The sequence below is a fragment of the Bradyrhizobium sp. CB1015 genome (genome assembly GCF_025200925.1).
Taxonomy (GTDB): Bacteria; Pseudomonadota; Alphaproteobacteria; order Rhizobiales; family Xanthobacteraceae; genus Bradyrhizobium.
In genome coordinates this window covers 7,913,890-7,936,293 of record NZ_CP104174.1, presented here as the reverse complement: position 1 = coordinate 7,936,293, position 22,404 = coordinate 7,913,890, and the positions used below count along the sequence as shown (strand labels likewise).

The 22,404-nt window shown below is 65.0% G+C and carries 18 protein-coding genes and 1 pseudogene; 17 read left to right on the top strand and 2 right to left on the bottom strand.

The window, feature by feature from the left end; translation table 11 throughout:
- Nucleotides 1-37 precede the first annotated feature (37 nt).
- The gene (locus N2604_RS37175; RefSeq protein WP_260372880.1) at nucleotides 38-1,210 is read right to left on the bottom strand and encodes an acetyl-CoA C-acetyltransferase; all 1,173 of its coding nucleotides are present in this window, start codon (nucleotides 1,208-1,210) and stop codon (nucleotides 38-40) included.
- 234 nt (nucleotides 1,211-1,444) lie between these two features.
- Here N2604_RS37175 and N2604_RS37170 point away from each other — a divergent pair, with 234 nt between their 5' ends.
- From N2604_RS37170 to N2604_RS37140, 7 genes and pseudogenes are all read left to right on the top strand, one after another.
- A complete protein-coding gene (locus N2604_RS37170) occupies nucleotides 1,445-2,023 on the top strand; it encodes a TetR family transcriptional regulator (RefSeq protein ID WP_260372879.1) in 579 nt (192 codons plus the stop codon).
- 67 nt (nucleotides 2,024-2,090) lie between these two features.
- Nucleotides 2,091-2,849: an SDR family NAD(P)-dependent oxidoreductase gene (locus N2604_RS37165; RefSeq protein ID WP_027573235.1), complete on the top strand. Its 759-nt coding sequence runs from the start codon at nucleotides 2,091-2,093 to the stop codon at nucleotides 2,847-2,849.
- A 71-nt stretch (nucleotides 2,850-2,920) separates the two neighbouring features.
- A pseudogene (locus N2604_RS37160) lies at nucleotides 2,921-3,106 on the top strand (enoyl-CoA hydratase/isomerase family protein); the annotation flags it as partial.
- A gap of 107 nt (nucleotides 3,107-3,213) precedes the next feature.
- Entirely contained in the window at nucleotides 3,214-5,085 is a 1,872-nt protein-coding gene (locus N2604_RS37155; RefSeq protein ID WP_260372878.1) for an AMP-binding protein, read from the top strand.
- A gap of 147 nt (nucleotides 5,086-5,232) precedes the next feature.
- A complete protein-coding gene (locus N2604_RS37150) occupies nucleotides 5,233-6,360 on the top strand; it encodes an acyl-CoA dehydrogenase family protein (RefSeq protein ID WP_260372877.1) in 1,128 nt (375 codons plus the stop codon).
- A 119-nt stretch (nucleotides 6,361-6,479) separates the two neighbouring features.
- Nucleotides 6,480-7,724 carry an acyl-CoA dehydrogenase gene (locus tag N2604_RS37145; protein ID WP_260372876.1) on the top strand — a complete coding sequence of 415 codons (1,245 nt, stop codon included), beginning with the start codon at nucleotides 6,480-6,482 and terminating at the stop codon, nucleotides 7,722-7,724.
- A 129-nt stretch (nucleotides 7,725-7,853) separates the two neighbouring features.
- Entirely contained in the window at nucleotides 7,854-9,098 is a 1,245-nt protein-coding gene (locus N2604_RS37140; RefSeq protein ID WP_260372875.1) for an acyl-CoA dehydrogenase, read from the top strand.
- A 67-nt stretch (nucleotides 9,099-9,165) separates the two neighbouring features.
- Here the strand turns inward: N2604_RS37140 and N2604_RS37135 are convergent, their stop codons facing one another.
- Complete coding sequence (locus tag N2604_RS37135) at nucleotides 9,166-10,761, bottom strand: ABC transporter substrate-binding protein (RefSeq protein ID WP_260372874.1); 1,596 nt, start codon at nucleotides 10,759-10,761, stop codon at nucleotides 9,166-9,168.
- 198 nt (nucleotides 10,762-10,959) lie between these two features.
- Here N2604_RS37135 and N2604_RS37130 point away from each other — a divergent pair, with 198 nt between their 5' ends.
- The 10 genes from N2604_RS37130 to N2604_RS37085 all read left to right on the top strand — a co-directional run bounded on the left by N2604_RS37130 (nucleotide 10,960) and on the right by N2604_RS37085 (nucleotide 22,270).
- Nucleotides 10,960-12,621, top strand: coding sequence for an ABC transporter substrate-binding protein (locus tag N2604_RS37130; RefSeq protein WP_260372873.1), 1,662 nt, complete (start codon nucleotides 10,960-10,962; stop codon nucleotides 12,619-12,621).
- Between the two features lie 199 nt (nucleotides 12,622-12,820).
- Nucleotides 12,821-13,774 carry an ABC transporter permease gene (locus tag N2604_RS37125; RefSeq protein WP_260372872.1) on the top strand — a complete coding sequence of 318 codons (954 nt, stop codon included), beginning with the start codon at nucleotides 12,821-12,823 and terminating at the stop codon, nucleotides 13,772-13,774.
- A gap of 3 nt (nucleotides 13,775-13,777) precedes the next feature.
- Nucleotides 13,778-14,680, top strand: a complete 903-nt coding sequence (locus tag N2604_RS37120) for an ABC transporter permease (protein ID WP_260372871.1) — start codon at nucleotides 13,778-13,780, stop codon at nucleotides 14,678-14,680.
- A gap of 232 nt (nucleotides 14,681-14,912) precedes the next feature.
- The gene (locus N2604_RS37115) at nucleotides 14,913-15,974 is read left to right on the top strand and encodes an ABC transporter ATP-binding protein (RefSeq protein WP_260372870.1); all 1,062 of its coding nucleotides are present in this window, start codon (nucleotides 14,913-14,915) and stop codon (nucleotides 15,972-15,974) included.
- Nucleotides 15,971-16,168 (top strand): hypothetical protein, encoded by a 198-nt coding sequence (locus N2604_RS37110; RefSeq protein WP_260372869.1) that lies wholly within the window; start codon nucleotides 15,971-15,973, stop codon nucleotides 16,166-16,168. The genes N2604_RS37115 and N2604_RS37110 overlap by 4 nt, the downstream gene beginning before the upstream one ends.
- Nucleotides 16,165-17,580 carry an amidase gene (locus N2604_RS37105; protein ID WP_260372868.1) on the top strand — a complete coding sequence of 472 codons (1,416 nt, stop codon included), beginning with the start codon at nucleotides 16,165-16,167 and terminating at the stop codon, nucleotides 17,578-17,580. Before N2604_RS37110 ends, N2604_RS37105 begins: the two co-directional genes overlap by 4 nt.
- Nucleotides 17,577-18,554: an ABC transporter ATP-binding protein gene (locus N2604_RS37100; RefSeq protein ID WP_260372867.1), complete on the top strand. Its 978-nt coding sequence runs from the start codon at nucleotides 17,577-17,579 to the stop codon at nucleotides 18,552-18,554. The genes N2604_RS37105 and N2604_RS37100 overlap by 4 nt, the downstream gene beginning before the upstream one ends.
- Nucleotides 18,555-18,658: 104 nt before the next feature.
- The gene (locus tag N2604_RS37095; RefSeq protein ID WP_197950346.1) at nucleotides 18,659-18,928 is read left to right on the top strand and encodes a GlsB/YeaQ/YmgE family stress response membrane protein; all 270 of its coding nucleotides are present in this window, start codon (nucleotides 18,659-18,661) and stop codon (nucleotides 18,926-18,928) included.
- Between the two features lie 248 nt (nucleotides 18,929-19,176).
- Nucleotides 19,177-20,925, top strand: coding sequence for a type I secretion system permease/ATPase (locus tag N2604_RS37090; protein ID WP_260372866.1), 1,749 nt, complete (start codon nucleotides 19,177-19,179; stop codon nucleotides 20,923-20,925).
- A gap of 10 nt (nucleotides 20,926-20,935) precedes the next feature.
- Nucleotides 20,936-22,270 (top strand): HlyD family type I secretion periplasmic adaptor subunit, encoded by a 1,335-nt coding sequence (locus N2604_RS37085; protein WP_260372865.1) that lies wholly within the window; start codon nucleotides 20,936-20,938, stop codon nucleotides 22,268-22,270.
- Nucleotides 22,271-22,404: the final 134 nt, after the last annotated feature.

The window sequence follows — 22,404 nt, the reverse complement described above, 5'->3', positions numbered from 1 at the left end:
TTCGCTACTCGCCACTCACTACTCGCTTTTGTTTTTCTTACAGCCGCTCCACGATCGTCACGTTGGCCATGCCGCCGCCTTCGCACATGGTCTGCAGACCATAACGCTTGCCGCGCTGGTGCAGGGCGTGCACCAGCGTCGTCATCAGCTTGGTGCCGGAGCCGCCGAGGGGGTGGCCGAGCGCGATAGCGCCGCCGTTGACGTTGAGGCTGTCAGGGTCGGCGCCGGTGGTCTTCAGCCACGCGGTCGGCACCGAGGCGAAGGCCTCGTTGACCTCGAACAGGTCGATGTCGCCGATCTTCATGCCGGCCTTCTCCAGGGCACGCTTGGTCGCGTGCAAGGGAGCATCGAGCATGATCACGGGATCGCCGCCGGTCATTGTCATGTGATGGACGCGCGCGAGCGGCTTGACGCCGAGCTGCTTCAGGCCTTTCTCGTTCACGACCATGACGCCGGAGGCGCCGTCGCAGATCTGGCTGGCGCTGGCCGCGGTCAGCTTGCCGTTCTCGGCGATCAGCTTGACGCCCTTGATGCCGTCGAGCGTGACATCGAAACGGATGCCTTCGTCGATGTGGTGGGTGTCCTTGCTGCCGTCGGCGCGGGTGATGTCGAGCGGCACGATCTCCTTCTTGAAGTGGCCTCCTTGCGTCGCCGCGATCGCGCGCTGATGGCTCTGGTAAGAATATTCGTCGAGCTCATCCTTGGAGAGGCCGTACTTCTCGGCCATCATCTCCGCGCCGGTGAACTGGCTGAATACGATGTTGGGATACTTCTTCTCGATGCCCGGGCTCTTGTAATTGCCAAAGCCGTTCTTGGCCGGAAGCTGCGACGACAGGCCCATCGGCACCCGCGTCATCGATTCCACCCCGGCGGCGATCACGACATCCATCGCGCCGGACATCACCGCCTGCGCGGCGAAGTGCAGCGCCTGCTGCGAAGAGCCGCACTGGCGGTCGATCGAGGTGCCCGGCACGCTCTCCGGCAGTTTCGACGCCATGATCGCATTGCGCGCGACGTTGTTGGACTGCTCGCCGACCTGCATCACGCAGCCCATGATCACGTCCTCGACCTGGGCGGGGTCGACCTTGGTGCGGTCGACCAGCTCGTCCAGGACCTTGGCGGCGAGATCGGCCGGATGCCAGCCGGCGAGGCGGCCCCCCTTGCGCCCGCCGGCGGTACGCGCAGCGGCGACGATGTAAGCCTCGGCCATTTCGGTCTCTCCCTGAATTCTTGATTGGGTTGGTTGTCGGGGACGGATTTAAGGGGCTGGAGATCGTTTAGTCAATCGATCAATTAACTCTTGTGATGAGGCGCTGCTTGCGCTTATCTGCGCCCTGCTTCCAGCGGCCAAACAGGGATCTCCGTGGCGACCAGCGTACCGAACAGGCTTCCGAGCGGGAAAAATTCCACGGCAGAGAAATTGCTGGTGGCCGCGAGCGAGCTGATGATCGAACGCTCCTCGATCGAGATCTCGCTCTCCGACATTGCGCAGAAGTCGGGCGCCAACGCTGCGCTGGTCAAGTACCACTTCGGCAACAAGGACGGTCTCTTGCTGGCGCTGCTCGCGCGGGATGCCGCCACCGAGATGTCCAATCTCGAATATCTGCTGGCGCAGCCGATCACGTCGACAGCGAAGCTGAAGCTGCATATCGCCGGCATCATCCGCGCCTATCACCGGTTCCCCTATATGAACCGGCTGATCCACTATCTCTTGCACGAGACCAGCGCGAGCTCTGCCGACGAAGTCTCGAAGTTCTTCGTTGCGCCGCTCTTGGACTTCCACCGCCGCTTGCTGGCTGAAGGCGTCAGCCGCGGCGAATTCCGCCCGACCGATCCGGTGCTGTTCTACACCAGCCTGATCGGTGCCTGCGATCATCTGTTCTTCGGCCGGCACGCGATGTCCCGCGCCACCGGCGTCGGCCCGGTCACCGACGATGTCTGCCGGCAATATATCAAGCACATGGAAACGCTGATCTGCGGCGGCATCCTCACGCAAGCCGAGGAAGCTGCCGCGACCGGATAGTCCGGCCGATACTTCACAAATCTAGAGAAGAAACGCCCAAGGAAAAGGTAGAGGAAAGGTACACGCAATGCAGTTGAAAGACGTAGCCGTTCTCATCACCGGCGGTGGTTCGGGCCTTGGTGCCGCGACCGCCCGCGCCATGGCGGCCAAGGGCGCCAAGATCGGCGTGATCGATCAGAGCAAGGAAAACGCCGAGAAGGTGGCCGCTGAGGTGAAGGGCGTCGCGCTGCACGCCGACGTCACCAGCGAGGAGCAGATCAAGGCTGCGATTGCCAAAGCGGAAGCCGCACACGGCGTCGCCCGCGTGCTGATGAACTGCGCCGGCATCGGCGGCTCGCAGCGCATCGTCGGCCGCGACGGCGTCTATCCGCTGGAAAAGTTCGCGCGCATCATCAACGTCAACCTGATCGGCACCTTCAACTGCCTGCGTCTGTTCGCCGAGCGCCTGGTCACTGCGGAGCCCATCGGCGAAGAGCGCGGCGTCATCATCAACACGGCGTCGGTTGCCGCTTACGAAGGCCAGATCGGCCAGATCGCCTATTCGGCGTCAAAGGGCGGCGTCGTCGGCCTCACGCTGCCGGCCGCGCGCGATCTCGCCAGCCAGAAGATCCGCGTCAACACCATCGCGCCCGGCCTGTTCTTCACCCCGCTGCTGATGGGCTTGAACGAAGAAGCCCGTAAGAGCCTCGGCGCCCAGGTGCCGCATCCCTCGCGTCTCGGCGACGCCGCTGAATACGGCATGCTGGCGGTGCACATCGTCGAGAACCCGATGCTGAACGGCGAGACCATCCGCCTCGACGGTGCGATTAGGATGGCACCGCGGTAAGCGGCGCTCTTCTAACCCTTCCCTTCCAGGGGAGGGTCGCAGTCCGGCTCACGACCGATGCACGAGGCCCCATGTCCCAACCGCTGCTGATCGAGCACAACGACGGCGTCGACCGGGTGACGCTCAATCGGCCCGAGCACCTCAACGCGCTCGATCCTGCGCTGATCGATGCGCTCAACGACTATTTCCAGGGCCTGCAACGCAATCGCGACACGCGCGTCGTCGTGCTCAAGGGTGCCGGCAAGAATTTTTGTGCGAGAGTTTTCGGAAGGCATCAGGGCCTTCCTTGAGAAGCGAAAGCCTGTCTATATCAGGCGCTGAACGATGAAGATCCGCAAAGGACAGTAATTCCGGGAGACGCAAAATGAGTGGAAGCGCGGCGGTGATGATGACGAAGCCCGCCTTTCGCAGGGTCCAGTGGCTCGAGCGCGACATCGAGGTCGAGCGTCGTGGCAACGGCACGGTGGTGTTGAAGTCGCGCATTCCGCTGCAGCCTTATGAGAAGCACATCCCGGCCTCGCTGGCGAAATGGGCGAAGGAAGCGCCCGAGCGCATCTGGCTGGCGCAGCGCGGCGGACCGAATCGCGAATGGCGCAAGGTATCCTATGGTGAAGCCAAGCGCATCGTGGACGCGCTGACGCAGGGCTTGCTCAATCTCGAGCTCGACGGCCGGCCGGTCACGATCCTCTCCGGCAATTCGATCGAGCATGCGCTGATGACGCAGGCAGCAATGCAGGCGCGCGTCCCGGCAGCGCCGGTATCGCCGGCCTACTCGTTGATGAGCCACGACCACGTCAAGCTGAAATATTTGTTCGACCTGATCAAGCCGGCCGTCCTGATGGTGCAGGACGGCCCGACCTTCGAGAAGGCGCTGAAGGCGCTCGACCTCCGCGGCGTCACCGTCGTTCACGTCGCGCGGCCCTGCGAGGGCATCAAGAGCGTCAGCTTCGCCGAGCTCGCGGCAACGCCTGTCACGGCCGATGTCGAGGGCTCGATCGCGAAGATCACGCCGCAGACCGTTGGCAAGCTGCTGTTCACGTCGGGCTCGACCGGCATGCCCAAGGCCGTCATCAACACGCAGGAGATGATGTGCGCCAATGCGGCGATGATGATGCAGGTGCGGCCGCGCGATCCAAACGGGCCGATCTCGACCATGCTGGACTGGATGCCCTGGAACCACACCATGGGCGGCAATGCGGCGTTTCACCCGATCCTGGTCGACGGCGGCACGCTCTATATCGACGACGGAAGGCCGATGCCGGGCCAATTCGAGGAGACGCTGCGCAATCTGCGCGAGATCTCGCCGACCTATTATGCCAACGTGCCCGCCGGCTATGCCGCGCTCGCCGCCGCCATGGAGAAGGACGATACGCTCTGCCGCTCGTTCTTCAAGAATCTCTCGATCATGGCCTATGGCGGCGCGCGCCTGCCCGACGATCTCTACGAGCGCATGCAGGCGCTGGCGGTGAAGACCACCGGCGAGCGCATCGTGTTCTACACCGGCTGGGGCTCGACCGAGACCGCCCCGACTTCGACCGGCACCTATTGGGACACCGAGCGCGTCGGCCTGATCGGTCTGCCGTTCCCGGGCGTCGAGCTGAAGATGGTGCCCTGCGGCTCGAAATACGAATTGCGCCTGCGCGGTGTCAACGTCACGCCCGGCTATTTCGGCCAGCCTGAATTGACGAAAAAGATGTTCGACGAGGAAGGATTCTATTGCATCGGCGATGCCGGCATCTTCGTCGACGATTCCGATCCGGTGCAAGGCATCATCTTTGCCGGCCGCGTGGTCGAAGACTTCAAGCTCACCACCGGCACCTTCGTGCATGTCGGCTCGCTGCGGACCGATGCGATCGCGGCCGCAACGCCAGTCGTGCACGACGCGCTGGTCGCCGGGCAGGATCGTCCCTTCATTGGCCTCTTGGCCTGGCCGAACCTGCACGCCTGCCGCCAGCTCGTCGGCAACCCCGATCTGAGCTTTGCCGATGCGGTGAAGCATCCCGAGGTGATCGCCTGCGTCAGGCGCGGGCTGGAAGCCCACAACCGTGAATGCGAGGGCGCCAGCAGCCGGGTCATCGCGCGCGCGATGCTGATGGTCGAACCGCCTTCGATCGACGGCAACGAGCTCACCGACAAGGGCTACATCAACCAGCGCGCCGGCCTGGAACGCCGCGCCGCGCTGGTCGAGCGGCTCTATGCGGACAAGCCGGATGAAGATGTGATCGTGCTGAAATGAGTTCGTCATTCCGGGGCGGCGCGTAGCGGCGAACCCGGAATCTCGAGATGAGTAAGTGACCTCTAGATTCTCAGATGTGCAACTGCACATCATAGTTCGCGACTGCGTCGCGCCCCGGAATGACCGCAAGAAAAAGGTAAGCCCGCCATGAACTTCGATTTCTCCGACGATCAAAAGCAGCTCCGGGACCAGGCGCGCAAGTTCCTCACTGAGAAATGCTCGCCCAAGGCGGTGCGAATCGTGCTCGACGGCAAGGCACCTTACGACAAGGAGCTGTGGAAAGGCCTCGCCGAGATGGGCTTCCTCGGCGTCGCGATCCCGGAGGAGTTCGGCGGCGCGGGTGCCGGCCATCTCGAGCTTTGCGTGATTGCGGAAGAGATGGGCCGGGCCAACGCGCCGGTGCCGTTCTCCTCGACCGTGTACCTCGCCGCCGAAGCGCTGCTGATCGCGGGCAGCGACGCGCAGAAGAAGAAATGGCTGCCGGCGATTGCTTCCGGAGAGGCCATCGGCACGCTGGCGCTGTTCGAGGGCAAGGGCAACCCGTCGCCGAAGAACGTCAAGTTGACGGTTGCGAACGGGGTGCTCAATGGCGTCAAGAAGCCGGTCGCCGATGGTGCGATCGCCGATTTCGCGGTGGTTGCTGCCCGCACGGGATCAAGCGCGCGCGACAGCGACATCTCGCTGTTCCTGGTCGATCTCAAAGCCGGCGGCGTCGACGTGAAGAGCCTCACCAATCTCGATCCGACCCGCGGGCAGGCCGAGATCACCTTCAAGAACGCCAAAGCCGAGCCGCTGGGAGCTGCCGGCGAAGGCTGGAGCATCCTCACCCAGGTGCTCGACCGCGCCGCGGTGCTGTGCGCGTTCGAGCAGGTCGGCGGCGCCGACCGCGCCTTGGAGATGGGGCGCGACTACGCGCTCGACCGCATCGCCTTCGGTCGCCAGATCGGCTCGTTCCAGGCCGTCAAGCACATGCTCGCGGACATGTACGTGTCGGCGACGCTGGCGCGCTCCAACAGCTATTACGGCGCCTGGGCGCTCTCGACCAATGCGGCCGAGCTGCCGGAAGCCGCCGCCGCCGCGCGCATCAGCGCGACGCAGGCGTTCCAGCACTGCGCCAAGAACAACATCCAGGTTCACGGCGGCATGGGTTTCACCTGGGAGTTCGATTGCCACATGTACTACCGCCGCGCCAACGCGATGGCGCTGGGCCTCGGCAGCCTCACTTATTGGGAGGATCAGCTGATCGACCGGATGCGGAAGAAGAACGCGGCGTAGCGATTGGTGATTTGTAGGATGGGTAGAGCGAAGCGAAACCCATCATGACGCAGGTGGTCTAGGAGATGGGTTTCGCTTCGCTCTACCCATCCTACGACGCCGGCGAGGGATGAGAGACCATGAACTTCGACGACACCCCGCAGGAAGCCGAGTTCCGCGCCACGGCCCGCGCCTGGATCAGCGCGAACGCGCCCAAGCAATACGAGGAGGAGCTGCGCAAATCCTCGCTCGGCCGCACCGTGCTCAAGAACGCCAACATTCTCGAAGTGGCGAAGGCCTGGCAGAAGAAAAAGGCCGACGCCGGCTGGGCCTGCCTGCACTGGCCGAAGGAATATGGCGGCCGCGGCGCCTCGCCGATCGAGCGCGTGATCTGGCAGCAGGAGGAGGGGCCGTTCGGCCAGCTGTCCCGCATGTTCATCATCGGCCATGGCATGTGCGGGCCGACCATGATGGCGTTCGCGCGCGAGGAGCATAAGCGCACCTATCTGCCGCCGCTCGCCTCCGGCGAGAAGGTCTGGTGCCAGCTGTTCTCCGAGCCCGCCGGCGGCTCGGACGTCGCAGGCTTGCGCACGCGCGCGGAGAAGGACGGCGACGAATGGGTGATCAACGGCCAGAAGATCTGGACCTCGGGCGCACATTATTCCGACTACGGCATTTTGCTCACGCGCACCGATCCGACCGTGCCCAAGCACAAGGGCCTCACCATGTTCTTCCTGGATATGAAGAGCCCCGGCGTCGAGGTGCGGCCGATCAAGCAGGCGAGCGGCGCCTCCGACTTCAACGAGGTCTATTTCACCAACGTCCGCATCCCCGACCATCAGCGCCTCGGCGAGGTCGGTGACGGCTGGAACGTCTCGCTGACCACGCTGATGAACGAGCGCAGCGCGATCGGCGCGGCCGTCTCGACCGGTTTCCCTGAACTGCTCGAGTATTGCTCCAGCCTGATGCTCGACGACGGCCCGGCAATCGAGGATCGCGCGGTACGCTCAAAGCTGGCGAACTGGGCGGTGAAGGCGAGTGGCCTGAAATACACCAGCATGCGCGCGATCTCGGCACTGTCGAGGGGCGAACGGCCGGGGCCGGAGAATTCCATCGGCAAGCTGGTCGCGGGCTCCATGATCCAGGACGTTGCTACCTACGCACTCGATCTGCAGGGCGCGGCCGGCGTCGTCAGCGGCGAGGATGGCGAGCTGGCGGGCCGTTTCCAGGCCATGCTGCTGCGTGCGCCGGGCACCCGCGTCGAGGGCGGCACCGACGAGATCATGCGCAACATCATCGCCGAGCGGGTGCTGGGCCTGCCCGGCGACATCCGTGTCGACAAGGACGTGCCGTTCAACAAGATCCCGACGAAGGGAAGAGGCTAGCCGTCATTCCGGGGCGCCGCGCAGCGACGAACTATGGTGCGCAATTGCGCACCTGAGAATCCAGAGATTGTGGTTCGAGATTCCGGGTTCGCGCGTTGCGCGCCCCGGAATGACAAAAAGGGAAGCGCCATGAACTTCGACGACACCCCGCAGGAAGCCGCGTTCCGCGAGACCGCGCGCAAATGGATCGAGGCCAATGCGCCGAAGGAGCTGCATGCTGAGCTGTCGAAATCCTCGCTCGGCCGCATCCGCCTTGCCAATCACGACATCGTCGATGTCGGCAAGGCCTGGCAGAAGAAGAAGTTCGAGGGCAATTGGGCTTGCCTGCACTGGCCTAGGGAATATGGCGGCCGCGGCGCGACGCCGATCGAGAAGGTGATCTGGCAGCAGGAGGAGGGCGTCTACGGCAAGCTGACGCAGCCGTTCCAGATCGGCGAAGGCATGTGCGGCCCCACCGTGATGGCGTTCGGCAGCGAGGAGGCCAAGCGCCGTTACTTGCCGAAGCTCGCATCGGGCGAGGAGATCTGGTGCCAGCTGTTCTCCGAGCCGTCTGCCGGCTCGGACGTCGCAGGGCTTCGCACCCGCGCCGAGAAGAAGGGCGACAATTGGGTCGTCAACGGCCAGAAGATCTGGACCTCGGGCGCGCACTATTCCGACTATGGCCTTTTGATCGCGCGCACCGATCCGAACGTGCCCAAGCACAAGGGCCTCACCATGTTCTTCCTGGACATGAAGAGCCCCGGCGTCGAGGTACGGCCGATCAGGCAGGCCAACGGCATGCAGGAGTTCAACGAGGTCTATTTCACCGATGTCGTGATTCCCGACAGCCAGCGGCTGGGCGCCGTCGGCGACGGCTGGAACGTTTCGCTGACCACGCTGATGAACGAGCGCATGTCGATCGGCGCGCGGCTCGCGACCGGGGTGCCTGAGATGTTCGAGCTCTGCTCGACCCTGATGCTGGAGGATGGCCTGGCCATCGACGATCCCGCCGTGCGCTCGAAGCTCGCGAGCTGGGCGGCCAAGTCGAACGGGCTGAAATACACCAGCTACCGCACGATCTCGGCCTTGTCGAAGGGCGAGCGGCCGGGCCCGGAGAATTCGATCGGCAAGCTGGTCTCGGGCATGATGCTGCAGGACATCGCGACCTACGCCATGGACCTGCAGGGCGCTTCCGGTGTTCTCACCGGCAACGACGAGGAAACGGCGCAGGGCCAATTCCAGCAGATGCTGCTGTCCTCGCCTTCGATGCGCATCGCCGGCGGCACCGACGAGATCCTGCGCAACATCATCGCCGAGCGCGTGTTGGGCCTGCCCGGCGACATCCGGGTCGACAAGGACGTGCCGTACAACAAGATCCCGACCAAGGGGCGGTGATCGCGCGTCGCGCTTGTATCCCGGGTGGGCAAAGGCGCCAAGCGCCGTGCCCACCCTTGCCTGCTCCTCACTCCATCCCGATCGTCGTCAGGTCCTGGAACCAGTGCTGCGCCTGCACGAACTGCTTGATCTTCGGTGACAGCGCGTGCGGGTTGGTGTCGTGGACGACCCACACCAGCGTGGCATCGTCCACGATCAGCGCGTGCGCCTGCGCCAGCAATTGATCCTGCTTGGTGCTGTCGAAAGTCTGCTTGGCCTCGTCGATCAGCGCGTCGACCTTCGGGTTCTTGTAGCCGCCCCAATTGACGCCAACCGGCGCGATCTGGCCGGAATGGAAGAAGCGGACGATGGCGTAGAGCGGATCCGAGGTGACATAGGCGATGTTGTTGGAAGTGATGCCGGCGTTCATCTCGTCGGCGGCGCCCTTGCGCCAATGCGTATAGAGCGTCTCCAGCTCGACCACCTTGAAGTCGATGTCGATGCCGATCTCCTTGAAGCTCTGCTGCAGGAATTCGTTCATCGGCAGCGACAGCATCTGTCCGGTGCCGCCTTGCGCGATGATGAAGGTGGTCTTCAGCGGCTTTGCTTTCGAATAGCCCGCTTCCTCCACCAGCTTCTTGGCGGCGGCGAGATCGTATTTCAGCTCGAAGCTCGGCTTGCCGAACCACGGGCTCGACGGGTCGACCTGGCCCTTGGCAGGCTTGGCGAGGCCGTTCATCAGGCCGACGACTTCGTCGCGGTTGATCGCAAGGTTCAGCGCCTTGCGCAGGCGGATGTCGGTCCAGGGCGAGCCCGGCAGCACGCTGAGGTGATAATTCCAGACATGCGGCGTGACGTTGTCGACCAGCTTCATGCCGGCCGCCTTCAGCTGCGGCACGGCATCCGGTGCCGGCGTCTCGATCAGGTCCACCTGTCCGGCAAGCAGCGCGTTGGTGCGCGTCAGCGCTTCCGGCATCGGCACCAGCACGATCTTGTCGGCCTTCGGAATGCGCTTCTTGTTCCAGTAGTCCGGATTCTTGGTGAGCTCGGCGAGCTCGCGCGGCACCAGCTTGGTCAACTTGAACGGGCCGGTGCCGGAGGGCTGGCTGGCGAACTTGTCCCAATCCTTGCCGAGCTTTTCGTACTGCGCCGGGCTCGAGACCAGGAACCACAACATCTGATAGGGGAAGAAGGAATCGACCGTCTTGGTGGTGATCTCCACCGTGAAGTCGTCGATCTTGGCGTAGCTGGCGACGGAGGGAAGGCGGGTCTTCACCTGCGCGCTCTGCCGCTTGTCGAATTGCGGCGCCTTGTCGTTGAGCACCTTGTCGAGATTCCAGATCACCGCATCGGCGTTGAACTCGCTGCCGTCGTGAAACTTCACGCCCTTGCGCAGCGTGAAGCGCCACTTCGTCTTGTCGGCATCGTCCACCTTCCATTCGGTGGCGAGGCCCGGCACCAGCTTGCCGGGGCGATCGGCGACGTCCATCTCCCAGGCCACCAGCGGATCGTAGATGGTATAGGCCGTGAACTGATAGGCGCCGGCGCCGCGATCGGGCTGGCCGGTTGTGAGCGGAATATCCGCCATCGAGATGCCGTAGCGCACAACGGTTTCGGCGCGCGCCGAGATTGCGGACACCGTCAGCGCAAGCACGGCGAGACAGGTCGATAGACGAATACGCATGGCCCAAGCTCCCAGGAGATTTCGGGGCCAAACCTGCAATCTTGATGCCAGAATAGGCAGCGCGCAGCCTTCGTCCGTGCGTGATCACAAGGACTTGTCGTCGCATGGGTAATTTGCAGAATAAGTTTCTCCTTGGCATAGCCATTGCATACGATTGCATCAAAATTAATCATCGAAAGCCAAAGAAGGATCGAGGCGATGCTTATCAAGAACAAGAAGACACGGGCGGCGCTGATCGCGCTCTTGGCGCTTGGCAGCGCGGCTGCATGGCCGCGCGTGGTCGCTGCGGAAACTGTGCTGCGCATCGGCATGACTGCTGCCGATATTCCGCGCACGCTCGGCCAGCCCGATCAGGGGTTTGAGGGCAACCGCTTCACCGGCCTTACCATGTATGACGCGCTGACCAGCTGGGACCTGTCCTCTGCCGACAAGCCCAGCGTGGTGATCCCCGGCCTTGCCACTGAGTGGAAGGTCGATGATGCCGACAAGACCAAATGGACCTTCAAGCTGCGCCCTGGCGTGACTTTCCATGACGGCTCGCCCTTCAACGCCGACGCCGTGGTGTGGAACGTCGAGAAGGTGCTGAAGCAGGACGCGCCGCAATTCGACGCCAGCCAGGTCGGCGTCACCGCCTCGCGCATGCCGACGCTGGCCTCTGCGAAGAAGATCGACGACATGACCGTCGAGCTCACCACCAAGGAGCCCGACAGCTTCCTGCCGATCAACCTCACCAATTTGTTCATGGCGAGCCCGGCGAAGTGGCAGGCCTTCTACGACAAGGCCGAAGGCGCGGACGGCAAGGCGAAGTCGCAAGCCGCCTGGACCGCATTCGCCAAGGACGCCTCGGGCACCGGCCCGTGGAAGATGGCGAGCTTCACCCCGCGCGAGCGGCTCGAGTTCGTCAAGAACGCGAGCTACTGGAACAAGGATCGCGTGCCCAAGGTCGACAAGATGGTGCTGCTGCCGATGCCGGAAGCCAATGCGCGCACCGCAGCGCTGCTCTCGGGCCAGGTCGATTGGGTCGAGGCGCCGGCGCCGGACGCGCTGCCCGAGCTCAAGCAGCGCGGCTTCAAGCTCTACGCCAATGAGCAGCCGCACGTCTGGCCGTGGCAATTCTCCCGCGTCGAGGGCTCGCCCTGGAACGACATCCGGGTGCGCAAGGCGGCGAACCTCTGCGTCGACCGCGAAGGCCTCAAGGATGGCCTGCTTGCGGGGCTGATGGTGCCGGCGACCGGCACCTTCGAGCCCGGCCATCCCTGGCGCGGCAATCCCACCTTCCAGATCAAGTACGACAAGGCGGCTGCGCAAAAGTTGATGCAGGAGGCAGGCTACGGTCCCAACAAGAAGCTGACCGTGAAGACGCAGACGTCGGCGTCCGGCTCGGGCCAGATGCAGCCCTTGCCGATGAACGAGTATCTCCAGCAGGCGCTGGCCGAATGCTATTTCGACGTAAAGCTCGACGTCATCGAGTGGAATACGCTGTTCACCAACTGGCGCCGCGGCGCCAAGGATCCCAGCGCCAACGGCTCCCACGCGACCAACGTCACCTATGCGGCGATGGACCCGTTCTTCGCGCTGGTGCGCTTCCTGCAATCGGGCATGGCGCCACCGGTCTCGAACAATTGGGGCTTCATCAACAACCCCAAGTTCGACGAGCTGGTGAAGAAGGCGCGCCAGACCTTCGATCCCGCCGCGCGCGATGCCGCACTTGCCGAATTGCACGCAGCCTCGGTCGATGACGCCGCCTTCCTCTACGTCGCCCACGACGTCGGCCCGCGCGCGATGAGCCCGAAGGTGACCGGTGTCGTGCAGCCGAAGAGCTGGTTCATCGACTTCTCGCCGGTGTCGATCGCGCAGTAATTCGCGCCGCAAACTCGGTGCACCCTCTCCCCATGTGGGAGAGGGTGGCTCGCCGCAACAGCGGCGAGGCGGGTGAGGGGTCTCTCTCCGCGGATTCCCCTCTCGCGTTCGGCAAGACTGTATCCGCGGATAGAACCCCTCATCCGGCGCTTCGCGCCACCTTCTCCCACAAGGGGAGAAGGGAAGAAAAAGAAACAACGTGCTCGCCTATACCGCCAGACGCATTGTCTACGTCGTCCCGATCGTCATCAGCGTGGCGCTGGTGTGCTTCCTGCTCGTGCACATCACGCCGGGCGATCCGCTAGTCGCCGTGCTGCCGGCCGATGCGTCGCAGGAGCTCGCGGCGCAGCTGCGCGCCGCCTATGGCTTCGACCGTCCGTTGCCGGTTCAATTTGGCCTGTGGCTGCTGCGTGCCCTTCATGGCGATCTCGGCAATTCCATCGCCACCGGGCGTCCGGTGCTGGCCGAGGTCATGCGCGCGGTCGGCAACACCGTCACGCTCGCGATTGCCGCCGCCATCATCGGCTTCACCATGGGCATCTTGCTCGGCCTGATCGCCGGCTATTTCCGCGAGACCTGGATCGACAAGGTCGCGACGTCCTTTGCCATCGCCGGCGTCTCGGTGCCGCATTACTGGCTCGGCATGCTGCTCGTGATCATCTTCTCGGTCCAGCTGAACTGGCTGCCTGCGGTCGGCGCCGGCCCCAGCGGCTCCAATTCCTGGGCCTGGGACTGGGCGCACCTCAAATATCTCGTGCTGCCGGCGATCACGACGTCGGTGATCCCGATGGGCATCGTCACCCGCACGGTACGCGCGCTCACCGGCGACATTCTCTCGCAGGATTTCGTCGAGGCCTTGCGCGCAAAAGGCCTGCGCGAGCGCGGCGTGTTCCGTCACGTCATTAAGAACGCCGCGCCCACCGCGCTCGCGGTGATGGGGCTTCAGCTTGGCTACATGCTCGGCGGCTCGATCCTGATCGAGACCGTGTTCTCCTGGCCGGGCTCGGGCTTCCTGCTCAACTCGGCGATCTTCCAGCGCGACCTGCCGCTGCTGCAGGGCACGATCCTGATCCTGGCGCTGTTCTTCGTGTTCCTCAATCTCCTGGTCGACATCGCCCAAGCCGCGATCGACCCGCGCATCAAGCGGGGCTAGCCGATGAGCGAGCTTCCGTTGTCCGCCACCACCGATGCCGCGCTGCAGGCTGCGCCCGCCACCAAGGCGCGCGGTTATTGGGCGACCGTCGGCCGCCGCATCATGCGCGACAAGGTCAGCATGGCCTGCGCGCTGGTGCTGTTGCTGATCTTCCTCTCCGCGATCCTCGCGCCGTGGCTCGGCCTCGAAGACCCCTACAAGGGCTCGATGATCCGCCGCCTCCGTCACATCGGCACCACGGGTTATCCGCTCGGCACCGACGAGCTCGGCCGCGACATGCTGGCGCGGCTGATCTATGGCGGCCGGCTATCGCTGGTGATCGGCATCCTGCCGGTGATCCTGGCCTTCTGCCTCGGCACCTCGCTCGGCATCATTGCCGGCTATGTCGGCGGCAAGCTCAACACCGCGATCATGCGCACGGTGGACGTGTTCTACGCCTTCCCGTCGGTGCTGCTGGCGATCGCGATCTCCGGCGCGCTCGGCGCCGGCATCCTCAACTCCATCGTGGCGCTCACCATCGTGTTCGTGCCGCAGATCACCCGCGTCGCCGAGAGCGTCACGACAGGCGTGCGCAACATGGACTTCGTCGAGGCCGCGCGTGCGTCCGGCGCGGGCGCCTTCACCATCATGCGCGTGCATATCCTCGGCAACGTGCTGGGCGCGATCTTCGTCTATGCCACCAGCCTGATCTCGGTCTCGATGATCCTGGCGGCCGGCCTCTCCTTCCTCGGCCTTGGCACAAAACCGCCGGAGCCGGAATGGGGCCTGATGCTGAACACGCTGCGCACCGCGATCTACGTCAATCCCTGGGTCGCGGCCTTGCCGGGCGCGATGATCTTCGCGGTCTCGATCTGCTTCAACCTGCTTTCGGACGGCCTGCGCAGCGCCATGGACATCAGGAACTAGAGATGATGATGCGGAAGCACACTGTCGCGGCGTCCTCCGTACACCTCTCCCGTAGGGAGAGGCATAGGCCGCCTTTGGCGGCCGTTCTTAACGCCGAAGCGAAGCTTCGGCTATGTCGCATCGTCAGATGCGATCCGGGTGAGGGGTTACGCTCCACCGAGTCTGCCGCGCCCCCTCACCCGGCGCTGCGCGCCGACCTCTCCCCGATGGGGAGAGGTGGGAGAGCGCGGCCATGAGCGAGACCAACACTTCCGTCGCCATGCTGGAGCCCGTCGAGGACCGCGGCGGGCTCGCGCAGCCGCTGCTTCAGGTCAACGGCCTGACCAAGCATTTTCCGGTGCGCGGCGGCCTGTTCGCCGCAAAACGCACCGTGCGTGCCGTCGATAACGTCTCCTTCTCCGTCGCCAAGGGCGAGACGGTCGGCATCGTCGGCGAGTCCGGCTGCGGCAAGTCCACCACCGCGCGCCTGTTGATGCACCTGATACCGCGCGATGACGGCGACATCATCTATGACGGCATGACCGTCGGCCAGTCGCTGAGCTTGCGCGAGCTGCGCCGCGGCATGCAGATGGTGTTCCAGGATTCCTACGCCTCGCTCAATCCGCGCCTGACAATCGAGGAATCCATCGCCTTCGGACCGAAGGTCCACGGCATGGCCGATGGGGCGGCGCGCAACCTTGCGCGCGAGCTGCTCGGCAAGGTCGGCCTGCGCCCGGAAAACTTCGCGAGCCGCTATCCGCACGAGATCTCCGGCGGCCAGCGCCAGCGCGTCAACATCGCGCGGGCGCTGGCGCTGTCGCCGCGGCTGGTGATCCTGGACGAAGCCGTCTCCGCGCTCGACAAATCGGTCGAGGCGCAGGTGCTCAATCTGCTCGCCGATCTCAAGCGCGAATTCGGCCTCACTTATCTCTTCATCAGCCACGACCTCAACGTGGTCCGTTACATCTCGGACCGCGTGCTGGTGATGTATCTCGGCGAGGTCGTCGAGCTCGGTCCGGTCGACCAGGTCTGGGACAGTCCGGCGCATCCCTACACGCGCGCGCTGCTCGCCGCGATGCCGTCCTCCGATCCTGATAGGCGTACCGAGACGCCGCCAATCACGGGCGATCCGCCCAATCCGATCGATCCGCCCTCGGGCTGCCGCTTCCACACCCGTTGCCCGTTTGCGGAGCCGCTCTGCGCAAATGCGACACCAAAGCTCACAGCGCTGGATAATATGGGCCACGAGGCCGCGTGCTACATGGCGATACCGGGTTCAGGACACAGCCGCGCCCCCAGGGGAGAAACCGCATGACGAGACCGACACCCAAAGAGATCAAGCCGATCGCGCATATCGCCGGCGTGCCTGTGGACGACGAGATCGCAACCCGCATCTCCAATGCCATCGGCCCCGCCTTCGAAGGCTTCGTCGCCATCGCCGGCACGCTGCCGTTCGATTTGGAGCCCGCCACCTATGTGCTCGCGCAGACGCAGAAGGTGTCGAAATGAGCCGTGAGCCTGCCTTGATGACGCTCACCGAGATCGCGCGCGCGATCGCGATGAAGCAGGTGTCCTCGCACGAGGCGACGCGCGCGCTGCTGCAGCGCATCGCGCAGTGGCAACCGCATCTCAACGCCTTCATGTCGATCGAGGCCGAGACTGCATTGAAAGCGGCGGATGCCGCCGATTCCGAGCTCGCCAAGGGCAATGTCCGTGGTCCTCTGCATGGCGTGCCGCTCGCGCACAAGGACATGTATTACGATGCCGGTCACGTCGCGACCTGCGGCTCGCTGATCCGCCGCGATTTCGTGCCGACCGTCACGTCCACGGCCTTGCAGCGGCTGAAGGACGCCGGCCAAATCCGGCTCGGCACGCTGCATCTCGCCGAGTTCGCCTATGGCGCGACCGGGCACAACAGCCATTATGGTCCGGTGCGCAATCCATGGAACGTGGCGCACATCACCGGCGGCTCGTCCTCGGGCTCCGGCTCGGCGGTCGCCGCGCGCCTGACCTATGCCGCGCTCGGCTCCGACACCGGCGGCTCGATCCGCATGCCCGCGCATTTCTGTGGTGTCACGGGGCTCAAGACCACCTGGAGCCGCGTGAGCCGCGCCGGCGCCATGCCGCTGTCGCAATCGCTCGACACGGTCGGCCCGCTCGCCCGCACCGCGGAGGATTGCGCGCTGCTGCTGGCGTTGACGGCCGGCCCGGATCCGGAGGATCCGACCGCGAGCCGCGAGCCTCTCTCGGACTACGTCGCCGCGACCAAGGCATCCCTGAACGGCCTCAAGATCGGCGTGCCCGCGACCGACTATGTCGACGATCTCGACAGCGAGGTCGCGCGCGTGCTCGACGAGACCATTGCGGTGCTCAAGCGCGAGGGCGCCGACATCGTCAAGGTCGAGCTGCCGGACCAGCGGCAATTGCAGGCGGCGAGCCAGCTCGTGCTGGCCGCTGAAGCCGCCGCCTTCCACAAGCGCTGGTTGATCGAGCGTTCGCAGGATTACGGCGCGCAGACATTGATGCGCCTCCAGAACGGCCTGGCCGTTCCCGCCATCACGTATCTCGAGGCGATGCGTTGGCGCGGGCCGGCGCTCGCGGCCCACAATGCCGCGACGGCAGGCGTCGATGCGGTGGTCGCGCCGGCGTCCCCGGTGCCGGCGCCGACGATCGAGGAGAGCGACGTCGGCGGCGGCCCGAACGCGCCGGCGCTGTTGCAGCGGCTGACGCTGTTCACCCGCCCGGTGAATTTCCTGGGCCTGCCGTCACTGACCATTCCTTCGGGCTTCACCAAGACCGGCCTGCCGGTCGGCATGCAGCTGATCGGCCGCTCCTTCGATGAAGCGACTCTGCTGACCATCGGCGCCGCGTTCCAGCGCGTCACCGACTATCACGACCGATTGCCGAAGCTGCCTTCATGACAAACCTCGTCGAGATCTCAGGCCTCAACATCCGCTTCACCGGCGAGCGCACGGTCTATGCCGTGAACGATCTCAGCCTCTCGCTCGGCAACAGCGAGGTGCTGGGCCTGCTCGGCGAGTCCGGTTCGGGCAAGAGCGTGACCTTGCGTGCGCTGATGCGCCTGTTGCCGAAGAAGCGCACGCAGATTTCAGGCGCGGTCAACGTGCTGGGCCGCGACGTGCTCGCCATGAACGACGAGGAGCTGTCGTCGTTCCGCGGCCAGACCGTCTCGATGATCTTTCAGGAGCCCGCGCTGGCGCTCGATCCGGTCTACACGATCGGCGCGCAGATCGCCGAAAGCGTGGTGCGCCACGAGGGTAAGAGCTTTGCGGAAGGGCGCGCACGCGCGCTCGAAATGCTCGATGTCGTGCGCATTCCCTCGGCCAAGCGCCGGCTCGATGCCTATCCGCACGAAATGTCCGGCGGCATGCGCCAGCGCGCCATGATTGCGCTGGCGCTGGCCTGTCGTCCCAAAATCCTTCTTGCGGACGAGCCGACCACCGCGCTCGATGCCACCGTGCAGATCCAGATCCTGCTCTTGCTGCGCGAGCTCCAGCGCGAGTTCGGCATGTCCGTCATCTTCGTCACCCACGACATCGGCGTCGCCATCGAGATCTGCGACCGCGTCGCGGTGATGTATGCCGGCCAGATCGTGGAGCAGGGGACCTTGCGCGACATCGTCCGTTCGCCCGTGCATCCCTATGCCAAGGGCCTGCTCGCCTCCACCATCCACGGCGCCAAGCGGGGCCAGCGACTGGAGACCATCCCCGGAACGCCGCCGTCGCTGGCCGAGAAGCCGCACAATTGTTCCTTCGCCCCGCGCTGCAAGCTCGCCGAGCCGCGCTGCCTGGAGCAATTGCCGGCGAATGTCGAGGTCGGGCCGGGTCGGGCGGCCAGATGCGTCCTGGCGGAGCCGGTCACCGTAGTGTCATAGTTTCGGATGAGTTGAGCCGGGCCGCGCGAGCCTTCCCAGCATTCACACCCCATTCATGCCGGTTCCCGTTCCATGGCTCCCGTTCACGGAGAGGGACCTCACTGATGTACATTTCCAACGAAGGCCTGCTCGTCATCCTGTTCGTCGGCCTCGTTGCCGGCTGGCTCGCCGGCAAGATCGTTCGGGGCGCCGGGTTCGGCATTATCGGCGACATCGTGATCGGCATCTGCGGTGCGCTGGTGGCGAGCCTCTTGTTTCCAAAGCTTGGAATCCGCCTCGGCACCGGCTTGATCTCCGAGATCGTCTATTCCGCGATCGGCGCGGTCATCCTGCTGTTGGTGGTGCGGCTGGTGCGCGGCGGGGGCCGGCTCTAGCCCTGCCTTCGGCTGAGAGGAACTTGAGCGGCACCCGGAAGCGGCTGAAAGCCTGCAAGAAAAAGCCGCAAGCCTGTGAAATTCCGGACTTGCGCGGAGGGCTGTCGGGGGTAGATGTGGCCCATCAGGCCTCGGATTAAATTCGACCGCATCGGACGGCCGGAAAACAGATGTTAATCCGAGGCGAGTACTCCTTGAATCGCCTTTGAAATCAGGGCCTTGCCCTTTAGCCGAAAGAGATCAGACTGATGGCAGCGATCCCTGGCGTCCGCCGTTCGGAGCTCGGTGACGCCTTGCGCGCTTGTCGCACGGCCTTCATCGGCGTCGGCCTGATGAGCTGCATGATCAACCTGCTCTATCTGACCGGGTCGATCTTCATGCTGGAGGTCTACGACCGGGTGCTGCCGAGCCGCAGCATCCCGACCCTGGTCGGCCTGATCATCCTCGCCAGCTTCCTCTACATGGCGCAGGGCGTGCTCGACATGATCCGCAACCGCATCCTGGGGCGGATCGGCACCGCGCTGGACGAGGCCCTCAACAAACGCGTTTTCGACACCATCGTGCGCCTGCCGCTGCTGGTCGGCAGCCGCAACGAGGGCCTGCAGCCGCTGCGCGATCTCGACAATGTCCGATCCTTCCTTGGCGGCATGGGCCCGAGCGCGTTCTTCGATCTGCCCTGGCTGCCGCTCTATCTCGCCATCTGCTTCGCCTTCCACGTCCTGATCGGCGTCACCGCGCTGGTCGGCGCCGTCATCCTGGTCGGGTTGACGCTGGTGACCGAGTTCATGTCCCGCCAGCCGGCGAAGGAGGCGATGGGCCTTGCCGCTCAGCGCAACGATCTCGCCCAGGCCAGCCGCCGCAACGCCGAAGTAATGGTGTCGATGGGAATGGCCGGCCGAATGAACCAGCGCTGGAGCGAGGCCAACGAAAAATACCTCGCGGGAAATCAGCGGGCGAGCGACGTCGCCGGCGGTCTCGGCGCGGTCGCAAAGGTGCTGCGCATGATGCTGCAATCGGCCGTGCTCGCGGTCGGCGCCTATCTCGTCATCCACCAGGAGGCGACCGCCGGCATCATCATCGCCGGCTCGATCCTGTCCGCCCGCGCGCTCGCGCCGGTCGATCTCGCGATTGCGCACTGGAAATCCTTCGTCGCGGCGCGCCAGAGCTGGCAGCGTCTGACGCGCCTGTTGGAGCAGATGCCGGCGCAGGCGATGCCGACCCAGTTGCAGGCGCCGACCAGCCGGCTGTCGGTCGAAGGCGTCGCCATGGTGCCGCCGGGCGATCAGCGTCTCGTGGTGCAGGATGTCACGTTCGCGCTCGCAGCCGGCAACGGCCTCGGCGTGATCGGCCCGAGCGGCTCCGGCAAGTCGTCGCTGATCCGCGCGCTGGTCGGGGTCTGGCAGCCGGTGCGCGGCAAGGTGCGGCTCGACGGCGCGGCGCTCGATCAATGGTCGAGCGACGCGCTCGGCCGCCACATCGGCTATCTGCCGCAGGACGTCGAATTGTTCGGCGGCACCATCGCGCAGAACATCAGCCGGTTCGATCCCGAGGCCACCTCCGACGCGATCATCGCCGCGGCCAAGGAGGCCGGCGTGCACGAGATGATCATCAAGATGCGCGAGGGCTACAACACGCAAGTCGGCGAGCAGGGCGCCGCGCTCTCCGCAGGCCAGGCCCAGCGCGTGGCGCTGGCGCGCGCGCTCTACGGCAACCCCTTCCTGATCGTGCTCGACGAGCCCAATTCCAATCTCGACACCGAAGGCGACGAGGCTCTGACCCGCGCCGTCCGCTCGGCGCGCGAGCGCGGTGCCATCGTCATCGTGGTGGCGCACCGGCCGATCGGCGTCGAGGCGGTTGACCAGATCCTGGTGCTGCGCGACGGCCGCATGCAGACCTTCGGCCCCAAGGAGCAGGTGCTCGCCCAGGTGCTGCAGCCGCGCGTGACGCCGCCGGCCCCGATCAAGATCGTCAGCGAAGGCGGAGTGGCCAAACCATGAGCACGAAGCCATGAGCACGATGGCCATCGGCGGCACGAAGGCGGCCGCGAAGAAGACCGTACGCGACTCCATCAAGTTTCACCTGATGCTCGGCCTTGTGATCGTGGTGGTCCTGGTCGTCGGCCTCGGTGGCTGGGCCTCGACCGTCCTGATCTCGGGCGCGCTGATCGCGCCGGGCCAGATCGTGGTCGAATCCAACGTCAAGAAGGTGCAGCATCCGACCGGCGGCGTGGTCGGCGAGGTGCGCGCCCGCGACGGCGACCTGGTCAAGTCCGGCGACATCGTGGTGCGCCTCGACGACACCGTCACCAAGGCCAACCTTGCCATCGTCACCAAGAACCTCGACGCCGCGCAGGCGCGTGCGGCGCGACTGCAGGCCGAGCAGCGCGGTCTCGACCGGATCGAATTCCCGCAAACGCTGATCGAGCGGGCGGGCGATCCTGACGTCAAGGCGCTGCTCGCCGCTGAAACCAAGCTGTTCGACGTCCGCGTCAACGGCCGCACCGGGCAGAAGGCGCAGCTGCGCGAGCGCATCACGCAGCTCAACGAGGAGATCGCCGGTCTCAGCGCCCAGGAGAAGGCCAAGGACCAGGAGATCGCGCTGGTGCAGAACGAGCTGACCGGCGTGCGCGAGCTCTACGACAAGCGCCTGGTGCAGATCTCGCGCCTGACCCAGCTCGAGCGCGACTCGGCCCGCCTCAACGGCGAGCGCGCGCAGTACATCGCCTCGCGCGCCCAGGCCAAGGGCAAGATCACCGAGACCGAGCTGCAGATCATCCAGATCGACAAGGACGTGGTCAGCGAGGTCTCCAAGGACCTGCGCGAGACCAACGACAAGATCGGCGAGCTGATCGAGCGCAAGGTCGCGGCCGAAGACCAGCTCCGCCGCGTCGACATCCGCGCGCCGCAGGACGGCATGGTGCTGCAATCGACGGTGCACACGATCGGCGGCGTCGTCACCGCCGGCGATACCTTGATGCTGATCGTGCCGCAGGCCGACGATCTCCAGGTCGAGGCCAAGGTCAATCCGGTCGACATCGACAAGCTCCAGATCGGCCAGAAGACGTTGCTGCGCCTGTCCGCATTCAACCAGCGCACCACGCCGGAGCTCAACGGCGTCGTCAGCCGCGTCTCGCCCGACGTCACCACCGACCAGCGCACCGGCCAGGGCTATTACACCATCCGCGTCTCGATGCCGGCCGAGGAGCTCGCCCGGCTCGGCGACGTCAAGCTGATTCCCGGCATGCCCGTGGAAGCCTTCGTCCAGACCGGCGACCGCACCATGCTGTCCTATCTGATGAAGCCGCTGCACGACCAGCTGATGCGGGCGTTCCGCGAGAAGTGACGCGCGAAAGCGCGTCATCTTCCCTCGTCATTGCGAGCGTAGCGAAGCAATCCAGTCTGTCTCCGCGGCGAGATTTCTGGATTGCTTTGCTGCGCTCGCAATGACGACTTGGCTGTCAGTTTGCTATACTGCGA